The 16,241-nt window shown below is 50.7% G+C and carries 10 protein-coding genes; 7 read left to right on the top strand and 3 right to left on the bottom strand.

Going from position 1 to position 16,241, the window contains the following annotated elements:
* The first annotated feature begins 51 nt into the window (after positions 1–51).
* The 6 genes from MKQ68_RS16870 to MKQ68_RS16845 all read left to right on the top strand — a co-directional run bounded on the left by MKQ68_RS16870 (position 52) and on the right by MKQ68_RS16845 (position 8,334).
* Positions 52–3,456, top strand: a complete 3,405-nt coding sequence (locus MKQ68_RS16870; protein ID WP_264280137.1) for a SusC/RagA family TonB-linked outer membrane protein — start codon at positions 52–54, stop codon at positions 3,454–3,456.
* 11 nt (positions 3,457–3,467) lie between these two features.
* A complete protein-coding gene (locus MKQ68_RS16865) occupies positions 3,468–4,922 on the top strand; it encodes a RagB/SusD family nutrient uptake outer membrane protein (protein ID WP_264280136.1) in 1,455 nt (484 codons plus the stop codon).
* A gap of 20 nt (positions 4,923–4,942) precedes the next feature.
* Complete coding sequence (locus MKQ68_RS16860; protein WP_264280135.1) at positions 4,943–5,845, top strand: zinc-binding metallopeptidase; 903 nt, start codon at positions 4,943–4,945, stop codon at positions 5,843–5,845.
* 19 nt (positions 5,846–5,864) lie between these two features.
* Positions 5,865–7,178, top strand: coding sequence for a DUF4302 domain-containing protein (locus MKQ68_RS16855; protein ID WP_264280134.1), 1,314 nt, complete (start codon positions 5,865–5,867; stop codon positions 7,176–7,178).
* Positions 7,179–7,221: 43 nt separating this feature from the next.
* Positions 7,222–7,809 carry a hypothetical protein gene (locus MKQ68_RS16850; protein ID WP_264280133.1) on the top strand — a complete coding sequence of 196 codons (588 nt, stop codon included), beginning with the start codon at positions 7,222–7,224 and terminating at the stop codon, positions 7,807–7,809.
* Between the two features lie 72 nt (positions 7,810–7,881).
* Positions 7,882–8,334 (top strand): GNAT family N-acetyltransferase, encoded by a 453-nt coding sequence (locus MKQ68_RS16845; RefSeq protein ID WP_264280132.1) that lies wholly within the window; start codon positions 7,882–7,884, stop codon positions 8,332–8,334.
* 123 nt (positions 8,335–8,457) lie between these two features.
* Here the strand turns inward: MKQ68_RS16845 and MKQ68_RS16840 are convergent, their stop codons facing one another.
* The 3 genes from MKQ68_RS16840 to MKQ68_RS16830 all read right to left on the bottom strand — a co-directional run bounded on the left by MKQ68_RS16840 (position 8,458) and on the right by MKQ68_RS16830 (position 9,945).
* Positions 8,458–8,817, bottom strand: a complete 360-nt coding sequence (locus MKQ68_RS16840) for a cupin domain-containing protein (RefSeq protein WP_244840818.1) — start codon at positions 8,815–8,817, stop codon at positions 8,458–8,460.
* A gap of 1 nt (position 8,818) precedes the next feature.
* Positions 8,819–9,436, bottom strand: a complete 618-nt coding sequence (locus MKQ68_RS16835) for an alpha/beta hydrolase (RefSeq protein ID WP_264280131.1) — start codon at positions 9,434–9,436, stop codon at positions 8,819–8,821.
* 95 nt (positions 9,437–9,531) lie between these two features.
* Positions 9,532–9,945, bottom strand: coding sequence for a response regulator (locus tag MKQ68_RS16830; protein ID WP_264280130.1), 414 nt, complete (start codon positions 9,943–9,945; stop codon positions 9,532–9,534).
* Between the two features lie 147 nt (positions 9,946–10,092).
* Between MKQ68_RS16830 and MKQ68_RS16825 the strand changes: the two genes are divergently transcribed.
* Positions 10,093–16,188, top strand: a complete 6,096-nt coding sequence (locus MKQ68_RS16825; RefSeq protein ID WP_264280129.1) for a hybrid sensor histidine kinase/response regulator — start codon at positions 10,093–10,095, stop codon at positions 16,186–16,188.
* Positions 16,189–16,241 lie beyond the last annotated feature (53 nt).

Raw genomic sequence — 16,241 nt, 5'->3', positions numbered from 1 at the left:
TTTTCGAGCGCTAAATAGTATCAACCAGAGAACGTATATACAAAACCATGTATGCCCATGTATTTAATGGTACACTCCTATTCTATCCGGGGATGGATTAAAAAGTTCCCGTTGGCCCTACTCATGCTACCAGCCCTGGCCTCTATTCCTTCTGATACGCATGCTTCCACGGGAGATATTGCTTTCCAGGATACCGCCCGCCAGCAAATGGCGCGGGGACGAGTAATGGACGAAGAAGAAAACATCCCGCTGCCCGGTGTAACGGTCGAAAACCTGGTCCGGCGTAAAGGCGTATTGACCACCGCTAACGGTGATTACGCCATTGCTGCCAGCATCGGCGACAGCCTGCGCTTTTCCTACATCGGTAAACGTCCGACCATCGCGGTGTTCCGCGGTGCAGCGTTAAATGTAAGCCTCGCCAAACAGGAGGGCGTGCTGTCCGAAGTGGTGGTAACGGGCTTCCAGGACTTGGATAAACGCAAGTTTTCCGGATCGGCCGTTACGCTTAAAGCCGACGACGTAAGAATGGACGGCGTGGTAGACGTAAGCCGCATGCTCGAAGGCCGCGCTGCCGGGGTGTCGGTACAAAACGTGTCCGGCTCCTTTGGGGCCGCGCCTAAAGTGCGCGTGCGCGGCGCTACCTCCATTAACGGTGATAATAAACCGCTTTGGGTGGTGGATAACGTGGTGTTGGAAGATATCGTGAACATCTCCAACGACCAGCTGTCCAGCGGTGACCCTACCACTTTGCTGGGTTCTGCCGTTGCGGGATTGAACGCGAACGATATCGAAAGCTTCGCCATTCTGAAGGATGCGGCTGCTACGGCGCTGTACGGTGCCCGCGCGATGAACGGGGTAGTGGTGATCACTACTAAAAAAGGCCGCATCGGTAAACCGCTGGTGACGTACACTGGCAACTTCAGTACGCAATTAAAGCCTTCCTACCGGGAATATAATATTATGAACTCCGCCGAGCAGATGGGGGTATTATCAGAACTGGAAGATAAAGGTGCGCTGAAACTTAGTATGCTCGATGCGGGCAACTACGGCGTTTATGGAAAGTACTGGGCCGGTGTGACGCAACTCGACGCCGATGGCAACTTTGTTTATGAGAACACGCCTGAAGCGGAACTGGCCTACCTGCAACGTTATGCACGCGTTAATACCGATTGGTTCGACCTGCTTTTTAACAACAACCTGTTGCAGGAACACTCGCTGGCGATCTCCTTTGGTACGGATAAGTCACAGTCATACTTTTCCACTTCCTTTTATAATGATAACGGCTGGGCGATATCTGATCGGGTGAGTCGTTATACGCTGAACTTCCGCAACAACTACACGTTTTCGGACCGGTTGAAAGTAGGTTTCTCTACCCTGGCTTCTGTAAGGCAGCAAAAGGCCGCCGGCTCGCTGGGTCGTAATCCCAACCCGGTAGAAGGCCAGTTCGACCGCGACTTCGATATCAATCCTTTCAGTTTTGCACTGAACAGCAGCCGTACGGTGAGCGCGTTCAATGACGATGGCAGCCGCGAGTTCTTTACCCGCAACTTTGCACCGTTCAATATTTTGTCAGAACTGGATAATAATTATATCGACATCAACCTGATCGATCTGCGTTTACAGGGCGATCTGAATTATAAGCTGACGAACGATCTGCGCTACGAGTTTGTAGGTGCGTTGCGGTATGTGAAGTCTTCCCGCGAACACCAGATCACGGAGGATGCGAACATGGCGAATGCGTACCGTGCGGCAGGCAACTCCACCATCCGCTCGCGCAACCGCTTCCTGTACCGCGACCCGGATAACCCGGAAGCAGAGCCGGAAGTAGTGCTGCCTTATGGTGGTTTTTACAATCGTACCGAAGACCAGTTGTTGAGCTATGACTTCCGTAACAGCTTAAATTATAATAAGACGTTTAACGAGGTGCATTCCATCAACGTGTTGGCGGGTATGCAGGTGAAATCGGCCGACCGGCAGAATTTCAACAATACTGGCTACGGATACCAATATGGAAACGGTGGTGTGCCTTTCGTAGATTATCGCATCCTGAAGCAAACCATCGAAAGCAATTTCCCGTATTACGGTATGAGTAAGGATTATGACCGCTTCGTGGCGTTTTACGGATCGGCGGGTTATTCGTTTGATGCGAAGTACAACTTTACCGGTACCGTGCGTTATGACGGGTCCAACCGCCTAGGCAGCTCCCGCAGCGCACGCTGGCTGCCCACCTGGAGCCTCGCCGGTTCCTGGAACCTGGACCGCGAAAATTTTATGGATAATGTGGACAAAGTGGATTACCTGACTGTGCGCGCCTCTTACGGCCTCACCGCCAGTATGGGACCGGCCACCAACTCAACCATCGTGTTGCGCAACATCAACGCTACTCGTCCTTACCTGACCGAAACCGAATCGGTAATACAACTTGCGAACCTCGAAAACTCAGAGCTTACGTGGGAAAAGTCATACACGGCTAACGTAGGTCTGGATGCAGGTTTCTTCGGGCAGCGCGTGAATGTTAGCCTGGATGCTTACCAGCGTAAAGGTTTTGACCTGATCAGCATTATCCGAACTTCCGGTATTGGTGGCGAATCAGAAAAAGCGGCCAACTATGCAGATATGGATTCATGGGGAACGGAGTTGCTCATCGGCGGACAAGTGATCAAAAAACGTGATTGGGGCTGGCGTACGAACCTCACTTTTGGTTACAATCACAACGAGATCACCCGGGCAGAAAATCGTCCGCGGATATTCGATCTCGTAGTGCCTGAAGGTGGTAACGTGCAAGGCTACCCGGTTCGCAGCCTGTTCTCTATCAAGTTTGCCGGCTTAAGTCCGGTGGATGGCGGCCCGCTGTTTATCGACGAAACCGGTAAACAAAATAATGCGGTGTACCTGCAGGACCAGAACATCAGTTACCTGCAGCATGAAGGACAAGTGGATCCGACCGTGACAGGCGGTTTCTCTAACACCTTCAACTATAAAGACTTTTCGTTCAACTTCTTTATCACTTATCAATGGGGTAATACCATTCGTCTGAACCCGGTATTTAAGACTACCTACTCCGACCTGGATGCGTTACCGCGTGAATTTGAGAACCGCTGGGTGTTGAGTGGCGATGAAAAAGTAACCACTGTGCCTTCGCTGCTGGATGCTTACTCACAGGCCCGTTTAGGCGGTGGTGTGTATCCATATAACAACTATAACTATTCTACGCAACGGGTGGCAAAAGGTGATTTCATCAGGTTGAAAACAATTTCGCTGGCTTACACCTTGCCGCCGAAATTCCTGAACCGCATTCACCTGAACAGCGCTAGTGTAAGCGCCGTGGCCACTAACCCCTGGCTGATTTACTCGGACAGCCGCCTGTACGGCCAGGATCCCGAGTTCTTTAACGCCGGCGGTGTTGCACTGCCTATCCAGAAACAATATACCCTGTCGCTGAAAGTTGGTATTTAATCGATTTGACTATGAAGAAATTAACGCTATATACACTCATTGCACTCGGCCTTACAGCTACCGGTTGTAAGAAGTTCCTGGAGCAGTCGCCCGACAACCGCGCTTCCCTCGAAACGCCTGAACAGGTGGCGCAATTGCTAGGAACCGCTTATCCCCGGGCGAATTACATGTGCTTTTTTGAATCGGCTTCTGATAACGCGAACGATAAAGGATTTGGTTTTTATACGGAGAATACTAACGTAGACGCCTACCTCTTCCAGGATGTGCGGGAAGACCAGGAAGACTCTCCCGAGTATTATTGGAACGCCTGTTATACGGCCATCGCTGCGGCCAACCAGGCGCTGGAAACCATCTCGAAAGCAGAGAAACCCGCCGATTACGCCGCGCAAAAAGGAGAGGCGCTGCTGGCACGCGCATACGCACATTTCATGCTGGCAACCGTGTTTTGCGAAACCTATGATCCGGCTACGGCAGCTTCCAGCCCGGGCATACCATATGTAACCACGCCTGAAAAGGAAGTGATCAAACAATACGAGCGTAAAACCGTCGCTTACGTATACGAGATGATCGAAAAGGATTTGCTGACTGGTTTGCCGCTGATCAACGATAACCTGTACACGGTGCCGCGTTATCACTTTAATAAGGCGGCGGCCAATGCATTTGCGGCCCGCTTCTACCTGTTTAAGCAGGACTGGACCACCTGCGCAAGTTATGCCAGCGTAGTATTTTCATCCGGCAACATCGCCGGTATGCTGCGCCCGTGGAATACGACTTACAAAACCCTTACTTATAACGAGCTGTGGGCGGTGTATGCGAAAGCGACCGAACCGGCCAACCTGTTGCTCATTCACACACCATCCACCTGGGGCCGTTACTATTACACCTTCCGTTACTCGATGGATGCTGATGTAAGGGATGAAATATTCGCCAGCAACCCGACTGGTGGCGGCTGGGCATTCGAAAATCAGACGTATACGGTCGGTACCAATAATTACCTGATCCCGAAAGTGAACGAGCATTTCATCCGCTCATCCGTAAACGCAGATATTGGTACGGCTAACGTCGTTGTGCCTGCGCTCACGGCCGAAGAAGTACTGTTTAATCGTGCAGAAGCTAATACTTATCTCGGTTTAACGGATGCGGCTCTGGCAGACCTTAACATCTACGCATCTACAAGGATCGATGATTACAACCCGGCCGCGCACACGCTTACGGCTCAAAGGTTACGCACTTACTACGGCACCAATAACCTGCAGCTCGCGCTTATCCAGACAATCCTGGACTTCAAACGTGCCGAGTACGCGCAGGAAGGTATGCGCTGGCTCGATATCCTGCGTTATCACATTCCTGTAATCCACAACACGGCAGAAGGTGAAACCGAAGAACTGACGGGCGACGATAAACGCCGGCTGTTCCAGATACCGCAGTCCGCCAAGATTTCAGGCATTGAATTAAATCCCCGCTAACCCAATTAAAGATGTTTCGTATGAATACTAAATACCTGGCAATATTACTTCTGGCTTTTTGCAGTGCTTTTGTAGCCTGCAAGGAGGAGGACCTCAGTGATGCCGATATTCCCGGCCTCGGCAGGGATACATGGGCCGACGGACCGATAGACGTCTGGATTCGCGACAGCCTCACAAAAAACTACAATGTGGCTGTGAAATACAAATGGGACCAGGCCGAACTTGATTTTGGCAAGAACCTGGTACCTCCCAAAGAGGAAAATATCATCCCCGTATTAAGCACTATTCGCAGCGTGTGGTTAGATACTTATATCGCCGAAGCAGGCCTGCCTTTCGTAAAACGCCTGGTGCCAAAGTTCTTTGTGCTGGTGGGAAGTGCAAGTTACAATACGGATGGTACGATTACGCTGGGTACTGCAGAAGGTGGCCGCCGCGTACTGCTGTATGTTATCAATGACTTCCGGGTGAGGGGGATGACGGGATATGTACCTTCGGATTCATTCAACGTGAAGGAGATGTTCCATACGATCGAACACGAGTTTGGGCACATCCTGCATCAGAACATCCTGTACACGCCGGACTTTAAACGTATTTCGGTGGGCATGTATACTTCCAACTGGAACAATATCAGTGACAGGCAGGCACAGGCAGATGGCTTTATCAGCGCTTATGCGATGAGCAGTCCCGATGAAGATTTTGTAGAAATGATATCGTTGATGCTCATAGAAGGCAGGGGAGGATTTAACAACTTACTCGCCAGCATCACAACGAATGGTCCCAACGGCACTACGCCAGACCAGGCCAGGGCTAAACTGCGCCAGAAGGAAGCGATCGTGGTGTCTTACTTCAAAGATACCTGGAGCATTGATTTTTACAGTCTGCAAGCCCGTACACGTGCTGCTGTGGAACGCCTGATCAAGTAACCGATTAAATCAAAGACGAATGAAAAGAGTTTTATTATACGCGCTCTCCGCTTTACTGGCCTTCTCCGGCTGTGATAAGGACGATAACAACCTGTTTGAGCAGTCGGCCAACGAACGCATGTACGCGGCCCTGGCCAGTTACCAGCAGGCGCTGGAAACCTCGCAGTATGGCTGGAATGCGCAACTGGTCACCTCGCAGGGAGGCATCTACAACTTCCATTTCTCGTTCAATAACGCCAACCGCGTTAAGACCTTCAGCGATATTGATACGACCACCGCATCTGTTGAAAAAGAAAGCAGCTACCGGTTAAAAGCCTTGCAGCAACCCTGCCTGTTATTCGATACTTACACTTACCTGCACATCCTGGCCGACCCGGATGCAGCTGTAAATGGCGGTGATTATGGAGCCGGCCTGTATTCCGATTTCGAGTTTAGTCTCGATACGCTGACAGCAGACAGCATCAAACTGACAGGCCGCCAGCAGGGTAGTAAACTAATCCTCCGGAAATCGACCCAGGCTGATTTGCAGGCGTGGACCAGCGGTACCTGGCGTTCATCGATCCTGTTCCAGTCTACCTCGGCGTTCATTCAGCAATACTTTAAAGTATTAACCGTAGGCGGCACGCCGTATGAGATCCGCATCAACCCACTTACGCGCACCATTACTTTCATTTGGATTGATGGGGGAACACCGAAGGCATTTACAACGACCTACTACTTCTCCAGTTCCGGTATCGAGTTTACGCAGCCGCTGGTGAATGGCAATACGACTATCCGTTACCTGTCAGGCCTTAGCTGGAATACCGGTACAGGCATTTTCCAGGTGAATGCGAATGGTAATTTGGCCGGTACGATTGCCGGTGCGAACGCGCCGGTGGCGAATGATGCCGGAGCCCCGCTGCGCTGGTGGAATGGCGCAACCGGAGCGGGTTATTGGAGATCTTTTGACGGGTTCAGGGCGAATGGAATAACGGATGCATTTGGTGTGAAAACGTTGCCTGGTTTCCAGTTTATCATTTTCTTCTCGGAATACCAGGATGTAGGAGGCGGTTTATTCGTTGACCTGGCTGGATTCTATTTGAATGGAAGTCAGGGGCCTGGCTTGTATTATGGTCCTGCATTTCAACCGCCTGTTTTCAACAATGGCCGGATCTATTTTACCAATTTCGGGGTGCTGGGAGCAGCGAATATCCCGGCAAACAGAGCGCCCTTCGATAATACCCGTCTACAGTTCTTAAGTACACAGGGCTACTACCTTGTTCAGACCAGTGCCGGCAGCTATGACATGGTGAGCGCTGCAGACTCGCGGAGGTGGATTACCTGGGTGAGATAATCAATACGTTTAACACTAACATCAAATATCTAAACTTGTTTTTATGAAAAGAATCACGCTCAGGATTTTATATATCCCCATGATGGTATTTGCGGTTGCCGCTTTTCTAAGTTCATGTGGTAAAGATGGAAGTGCCGGCCCTCAAGGCGATCAGGGTCCTGCCGGTCCTGCTGGTCCCGCTGGTCCTGCCGGCCCTGCTGGCGCGCCAGGTGCAGCCGGAACGGCGAATGTTATTTATTCTGCCTGGTTAGATGTTACCTACGCGCCTATCCCGGATGATACCGGCGGCGTATTTGCTTACGGGGTAGATATTCCGGCGCCGAAACTTACGCAGGAAATACTGACTTCAGGAGAAATGAAAGTGTTTGTAAACTGGGGAACCGCCGCAGCGCCGCAAATCGATCCGCTGCCATTGACAGATGCCTTCTTCGGTATTTTCATTACTACGACATTCTCGCTGAATAAAATCACCGTATGGGCGAATGGTAACTTCGGCACCGTTACGGACCAGGGTGCAAAATACCAACAGTACAGGTATATATTGATTCCGGGCGGCACTACGGCCAGGAAATCGCCGATCGACTGGAATAATTATGCAGCCGTGAAAGCGTATCTCGGATTAAAAGATTAACTCAGCCTTTCAATATGACAGAAAGCTGGTGCATATTGCATCAGCTTTTTTGTTGACTACAAAACTGGGAACATGATTTCTTTTAAACGCACCGATTCCGATAATGCCGACTTCCGGGAGTTGGTGATCCAATTAGATAAATACCTGGCCGTCGTAAATGGCGAACAGAACGACTTCTTCGCGGCTTACAATAAAATCGACCAGCTTAAGCACGTGATCGTAGCATATATAGATGGGGTGCCGGTGGGTTGTGGTGCTTTCAAACCGTACGAGGGCATGGCCGAAATTAAAAGGATGTTTACGCATCCCCGGTATCGTGGTCAGGGTGTTGCGGGTGAGGTGCTAAAAGCATTGGAAACCTGGGCAGCAGAATCCGGGTACGACGAGTGTATATTGGAGACGGGCAGTTTTATGCCTGATGCTGTTAGTCTGTATCGCAAACACCAGTACGAAGACATTCCGCGGTACGGGCAGTATGTGGATTCGAAGGATAGTGTTTGTATGAAGAAGCGGGTGGGCGGGTGACGTAACTACACACGAAGTTTGCTTCATTTCATCACCACGGCGACGAGGAATAGGCGCTTGTTTATTAGTAATGGCGACCGCGGTGAAGCAAACTTTTCGCGTTGGTCTTCGCTTCGCTGCAGCCTACAACGTCACGAAAATTGACTTCCTGCGTATCGCTTGCAAATTCCGCGTACGGTGACCCTTGCCCTCCGTATCTTCCAGTAACAACACATCACCGCCTTTGAACGTCCTGATCTCACCTAGCGAGGTGGTAATCTCTATCTCACCGTCGATCATCACCAGGTACTGGCGCTGCGGTGCGTTGTGAAAATCGTAATCGTACGATGGCTCCACCTCGCGGAAGATGATCGACTTGACAGGCAGTTGAGCCGACATCCAGCCGATCTCGCCGGCATCGTTCATTGGTACGGTGACATCCTCGAAACGGCTGTCGCCGTTGGCGTCGCTGTAAATACGGGTAACCGGGTAAGCGTGTTCCATCCTATTTAAAGACTAATCTGTTAGCGTGGTCGATTTCATCCTGAGAGATCGTATGGCCCATATTCGTATATACCTTTTCCGTTACCTCGGCGTTCATATTCTTCATGATATTAACGGTCGCATATACACGCTCCACCGGAACATGCGGATCGGGATCGCTGGTGCCAATGAATACCGGGGTTTGTGCGAAGTCGCCCGTGTAATGTTCGGGATAGATCTTATCGCCGATCAATCCGCCGGTGAACGCAGCAACACCACCGAAACGGGCAGCGTGGCGAGTAACGAAGTCCAGCGTAAGGCAGGCGCCCTGTGAAAATCCGAGGAAGTAAATATGTTCTTTTGGAATGCCGCTATCAATCACTTCATCCACCACATCTTCCAACACCTGCAGCGCGGAACTGAGCCAGGGCTCGTTTTGGCCAAGAGGAGCCATAAAAGAAAAAGGGTACCAGGTATTGTTGGTCGCTTTCGGCGCTATCAGCGCGTAGTCGTTCACGTTAAGGTATTGCGCAATCGAGAGGATGTCCTGTGCGGAGCCTCCGCGACCATGTATCATGATCAGCGCTTTTTTAGCAGAAGCCAGCGGCGTGCCGGCAGTAATAATTTGTTTGCTGTGCATTGCCCTGTATTTGTATTCCTGCAAAGGTGCACTATTCCAGCCATATTAAGCGGGACCGCGCGTATGCAGGCAACAAAATCGGTGATATGGACAAATCAGCTTTTGATGAAAGATAACATGTGTTGCGCGATATCGCGGAAAGAGGCGATGTCACTGGGTTTGATTACATAATCGGCCACGCCCAGTTCAATGCTTTTCGCTTTGTATACAGGGCTGGCGGATGTACTCCATATCACTTTCGGTATGCCCAGATAACGGCCGCGGTGATTAAGTGCTTCCACGATCTCGACGCCCGTAAGTTCCGGAATGTTATAGTCCAGCACTAATAACGCAGGCAGCTGATCATCTTGAATCGTATCGAGGTGTTGAACGAATTTTTTTCCGTTGGCGATACAGTGCACCTGCCAGGCAGGGTCTATCTCATTAAAGGCATTTTTCAATAATTCATGGTCATCGGTATCATCTTCCGCCAAAAGGATCAGCCTGTTCGAATGGCCTAAAAATTGCATGTATAGGTAGAGTTTGAATCAAAAGTAATAATTCCTATCCAGAAAGGTAAAAACTCTTGCTTAAGCCAATGACCGTATTTGAAGTTGATTGCCATCATACATATAAACTGATATCGTAAAATCCTCATACGCTAATAATCGCCCATCATGAATAGCCGTAAGAAAGTTCCGGGGAAGAACGGTTCACCTGCGGAAGTTGTGGAAATTGCTCCACAAAAATCCACAACGCCCGACCGTCAACCCATGAAGCCTGTGCCCGAAATATTAACCGACGAGCTGGACCTGCGCCTTTTATTGCAGGTACTGGCCGAGGTAAAAAACGGCAACTTCTCCGCCCGCATGCCCATCGACAGCTTAGGCATTAGTGGCAAAATCTGCGACACCCTTAATGACATTATATCACTGAACGAAACGTTGGTGGAAGAACTGAACCTGGCCCGCAACACCATTGGCATCCAGGGAAAGCTTAACCACCGCGTTACACTGCCCAGGACGGCCCGAGGCTCCTGGAATACAGCGGTAAGTTCTATTAATACACTGATATCCGACCTGGTGCATCCCACGATCGAGATTGCACACGTAATCAGTTCCGTAGCAAAAGGTAACCTGTCGCAGGAAATGACGTTGCAGATCGAAGGGCACGTATTGCAGGGCGAGTTTGCACGTATCGCCACGGAGGTGAACGGCATGGTGAAACAGCTGAACCTGTTTAGCCGTGAGGTAACGCGTGTGGCGAGGGAAGTGGGATCCGAAGGTAAACTGGGCGGACAGGCCAAGGTAAAAGATGTGGCGGGTGTATGGAAAGACCTTACCGACTCGGTGAACCAGATGGCAGGTAACCTTACCGCGCAGGTGCGTAACATCGCGGACGTAACGACCGCAGTAGCAAAGGGTGACCTGTCTAAAAAAATTACGGTAGACGTACAGGGTGAGATCCTGGAACTGAAAGATACGATCAACACGATGGTGGACCAGCTGAACTCGTTCTCCTCCGAAGTAACGCGCGTGGCGCGTGAGGTGGGTACGGATGGTAAGCTGGGCGGTCAGGCTCACGTACCCGGTGTAGGTGGTACCTGGAAAGACCTGACGGACTCGGTGAACCAGATGGCGGCGAACCTTACCGGCCAGGTGCGTAACATCGCGGAGGTAACAACGGCGGTGGCGCGAGGGGACCTGAGCCGTAAGATTACGGTGGACGTAAAAGGAGAGATCCTGGAGCTGAAAAATACAATCAACACGATGGTGGACCAGCTGAACTCGTTCTCCTCGGAAGTAACGCGTGTGGCGCGTGAGGTGGGTTCGGAAGGTAAGCTGGGCGGACAGGCAACGGTAAAAGGTGTTGGTGGCGTGTGGAAAGACCTGACGGATTCGGTAAACCAGATGGGTGGTAACCTGACGGCGCAGGTGCGTAACATCGCGGATGTAACCACTGCGGTAGCTAACGGTGACTTGAGCCGTAAAATTACAGTGGATGTAAAAGGAGAAATTCTTGAGCTGAAGAATACGATCAATACGATGGTGGACCAGCTGAACTCGTTCGCTTCCGAAGTAACGCGTGTGGCGTTGGAAGTAGGTACGGAAGGTAAGCTGGGCGGCCAGGCGAAAGTACAGGGTGTGGGAGGTACCTGGCGTGACCTTACAGAGTCCGTAAACCAGATGGCTTCCAACCTTACCAACCAGGTGCGTAACATCGCGGAGGTAACGACGGCGGTGGCTCTGGGTGATCTTTCTAAAAAGATTACGGTGGATGTGGCAGGAGAAATCCTGGAGTTGAAGAAGACCATCAACACGATGGTGGACCAGCTGAATTCATTCGCTTCCGAAGTAACGCGTGTGGCATTGGAAGTAGGAACCGAAGGTAAACTTGGTGGCCAGGCGAAAGTGCAGGGTGTGGGCGGTACCTGGAAGGATTTGACTGAATCTGTAAACCAGATGGGATCGAACCTGACCAACCAGGTTCGTAACATCGCCGAAGTAACCACAGCGGTGGCAAAAGGTGACTTGTCGCGTAAGATTACGGTGGATGCTAAAGGTGAGATCCTGGAATTGAAAAGTACGATCAATACAATGGTGGACCAGCTGAACGCCTTCGGTTCCGAAGTGTTCCGCGTAGCGCGGGAAGTAGGTTCGGAAGGTAAGCTCGGCGGTCAGGCCGATGTACCGGGCGTGGAAGGTCTCTGGAAAGACTTGACCGACTCTGTGAACATCATGGCCTCTAACCTTACCTCGCAGGTACGTAACATCGCGGAAGTAACGACGGCGGTGGCGAACGGTGACCTTAGCCGTAAGATCGAGGTGGACGTTAAAGGTGAGATCCTGGAGCTGAAGAATACGATCAACACGATGGTGGAACAGCTGCGTGCATTCGCTTCCGAAGTAACGCGTGTAGCCCGTGAGGTGGGTACCGAAGGTAAACTCGGCGGACAGGCACACGTGCCCGGCGTTGGTGGTACCTGGAAAGACTTGACCGACTCCGTGAACCAGATGGCCGGTAACCTGACCGACCAGGTGCGTAACATTGCGGATGTGGCGATCGCCGTGGCGAACGGTGACATGAGCCGCAAGATTACGGTGGACGTGCGTGGCGAGATCCTGCAGCTGAAGGAAACGCTGAACACGATGGTGGACCAGCTGCGTGCCTTCGCATCGGAAGTAACGCGTGTGGCCCGTGAGGTGGGTACGGATGGTAAACTTGGCGGCCAGGCGTTTGTACCGGGTGTTGCCGGTACCTGGAAGGACCTTACCGACTCGGTGAACCAGATGACCGGTAACCTTACCTCGCAGGTGCGTAACATTGCCGAGGTAACCAAAGCGGTGGCCTCCGGTGACTTAAGTAAAAAAGTAACGATCGACGTAAAAGGAGAGATCCTCGATCTGAAAAATACGATCAATACAATGGTGGACCAGCTGAACTCCTTCGCCTTCGAAGTAACGCGTGTGGCGCGTGAAGTAGGCACGGAAGGTAAGCTGGGTGGCCAGGCAGAAGTGCAGGGTGTGGGTGGTACCTGGAAGGACCTTACCGACTCGGTGAACATGATGGCCTCCAACCTCACCAACCAGGTGCGTGGTATTGCGAAAGTGGTAACCGCGGTAGCAACAGGTAACCTGAAACAGAAACTCTCCATCGTATCGCGTGGTGAGGTGGCACAGCTGACAGAAACGATCAACGAAATGATCGATACGCTGGCACTGTTTGCCGACCAGGTAACCACGGTGGCCCGTGAGGTGGGTGTTGACGGACGATTGGGGGGACAGGCCAGTGTGCCCGGCGCTTCCGGTATCTGGAAAAACCTGACAGAAAACGTAAACCAGTTGGCAGAAAACCTGACCACACAGGTACGTGCGATTTCGGCAGTAGCATCCGCAGTAACGAAAGGTGATCTTACACAGATGATCCGCGTGGAAGCGAAAGGTGAGGTGGAAGAGCTGAAAGATACCATTAACCAGATGATCGCCAACCTGAAACAAACGACCCTGCGTAACCAGGAACAGGACTGGCTGAAATCGAACCTTGCAACATTTACACAAATGCTGCAGGGACAAAAAGACTTGAACACGGTAACGCGACGTATCCTTTCGGAGCTGGCCCAGGTGGTAAATGCGCAGAAAGGTATGTTCTACATCCTCGAACAGGAAGAAGAACTGAAGAACCCGAAACTGAAACTGTTTGCAGCGTATGCATTCGGCGACGAAATAGAAGCTTCCCGCGAGTTCGCCATGGGACAAGGGCTCGTAGGACAATGTGCGGTAGAAAAGGAACGTATTCTTATTACGAATGTGCCGGGCAATTATGTACAAATCGGCTCCGGCATTGGCCAGGCGCCACCAGTAAACCTGATTGTACTGCCGGTATTGTTCGAAACAGAAATTAAAGCAGTAATTGAACTGGCTTCATTCGATACCTTCTCTGAAACCCACCTGGACTTCCTTAGCCAGCTCACAGAAAGTATCGGTATCGTATTGAACACGATCGAGGCGAACTCCCGTACCGAAGACCTGCTGGAGCAATCGCAGTCACTGGCGGATGAATTACGTCGTACGAACGAAGAGCTGCAGGATAAGGCGCACCTGCTCGTGAAGCAGAAAGAGGAAGTGGAAGAGAAGAACAAGGAGGTGGAAGAAGCCCGCCGCTCACTGGAAGAAAAAGCCGAACAGCTACAGCTGACCTCCAAGTATAAATCGGAGTTCCTCGCGAACATGTCGCACGAGTTACGTACGCCGCTGAACTCCCTGCTCATTCTCGCGCAACAACTTTATGAAAATCACGACGGTAACCTGAACGAGAAACAGGTACGCTACGCAAAAACCATTCACAGTTGTGGTGATGACCTTATCCAACTGATCAACGACATCCTCGACCTGTCGAAGATCGAATCCGGTTATATTTCTACCGACTTTATCAAAGTACGTTTCAACGAGGTAATTGCGTTCGTGGAAACTACCTTCAAACATATATCGGAAAGCAAAAACCTGCGCTTCGGTATTGAAGTGGAAGATAAACTGCCGCAAACACTGGAAACCGACGTACAGCGTTTGAACCAGATCCTGAAAAACCTGTTGTCGAACGCATTTAAGTTCACCGAGAAGGGGGAAGTAAAACTGCGTATCTACGAAGCGCAGCGTAACTGGAAAATGCTGAACGATAGTCTGGACAGTGCAGATCGTGTAGTAGCCTTTGAAATCCGCGATACGGGTATCGGCATCTCGAAAGATAAACAAGGCATCATCTTCGAAGCGTTCCAACAGGCGGAAGGTTCCACCAGCCGTAAGTATGGCGGTACGGGTCTTGGTCTCTCGATCAGCCGTGGTCTAGCCGACCTCTTAGGTGGCTCCATCGAACTGGAAAGTGAGGCTGGTTTGGGTAGTACGTTTACGTTATACCTGCCATTACATTACAATCCGGGTGCGATTAAAAAAGAGAAGCCAAGCAGTTTAACCGTGTCTGAGTATCACCTCAGCGAGGGCGCTTCTGTCCCAACAGTGAAAGTGTCTGACACAAAGGACCTGGAAGGCATTAATGAAATCATCAACGATATTGGTGATGATCGTAACAATGTGATCGATACGGATAAGGTGTTGCTGATCGTAGAAGATGATGTGCGTTTTGCGAAAATCATGCAGGAAAAAGCGCATGAGGTAGGCCTGAAGGTAGTAGTGGCGACGGGCTTCAGCGATGTGTTCAACCTGACGAACAAGTTTCAGCCCATCGCGGTTACACTCGACGTGAAGCTGCCCGATGCGAGCGGCTGGCGTATCCTCGATCTGTTCAAGAACGATGTTAACCTTCGTCATATCCCTATTCACCTGATATCCGGCGAGGAAAACCGTCTGCTGGCCATGCATCGGGGTGCAAGAAGCTTTAACCTGAAACCGTTGAAGAACGAAGACCTGTCTGTATTGTTCAACAATGTGATCGAGCAGCACTTACGTAAACAGAAGCGTGTACTGATCGTGGAGGATAACGAACCGGATGCTTCCCAGATCGCAAGGATACTGGACAACGGGGAACTGATCGAACTGGATTTTGTCGATAACGGGAAAGAGGCGTTACAGCGGCTGGAACATGGGTCCTACGATTGTATTATCGCCGATTACATGCTGCCTGATGTAGAGGGTGCCGATCTTTTCTCGAACATTCAATCCATCAACCGCTATAATTCTACACCGGTTATCGTATATTCGGCAAAGGATTTTTCAAGTAAGGAAAAATCGAAGCTGAAACAATATGCCAACAAGATCCTGCTGAAAGATGTAAATTCACTCGATCTGTTACTGGAAGAAACGGTACAGCAACTGCATATTCATCATGAAAGCCTGTTGCCCGAGAAACGGAAGCTGATAGAAGACCTGCGCTCACAGCGGGATGTGTTAAGCCATAAAAATGTGCTGGTGGTGGATGATGACGTACGTAACCTGTTTGCCCTGACTACGGCATTCGAACGTTATCATATTAATACGATTACGGCAGAAAGCGGCCAGGAAGCCATGAACATCCTGAGTGAAAATAATGAGATCGATATTGTGCTGATGGACATCATGATGCCCGAAATGGACGGTTATGAAACAATGCAGAAGATACGCCGCGAACATAAGAACAGCGCATTGCCGATTATCGCCGTTACGGCCAAGGCCATGAAGGGTGATAGGGAAAAATGCCTGGAGGCCGGAGCATCCGATTATATCACCAAACCGCTGAAAATCGACCAGTTATTGTCATTAATGAGGGTGTGGTTGTATAGGTAAATCATCAATAGCAATAGAAAAAGATAAATCACTTTGCAGGCAAAAGACGCAAT

The sequence above is a fragment of the Chitinophaga horti genome (assembly GCF_022867795.2).
Taxonomy (GTDB): domain Bacteria; phylum Bacteroidota; class Bacteroidia; order Chitinophagales; family Chitinophagaceae; genus Chitinophaga; species Chitinophaga horti.
Note: the sequence above shows the minus strand (reverse complement) of the source record. Positions and strands in the feature narration are given on the sequence as shown.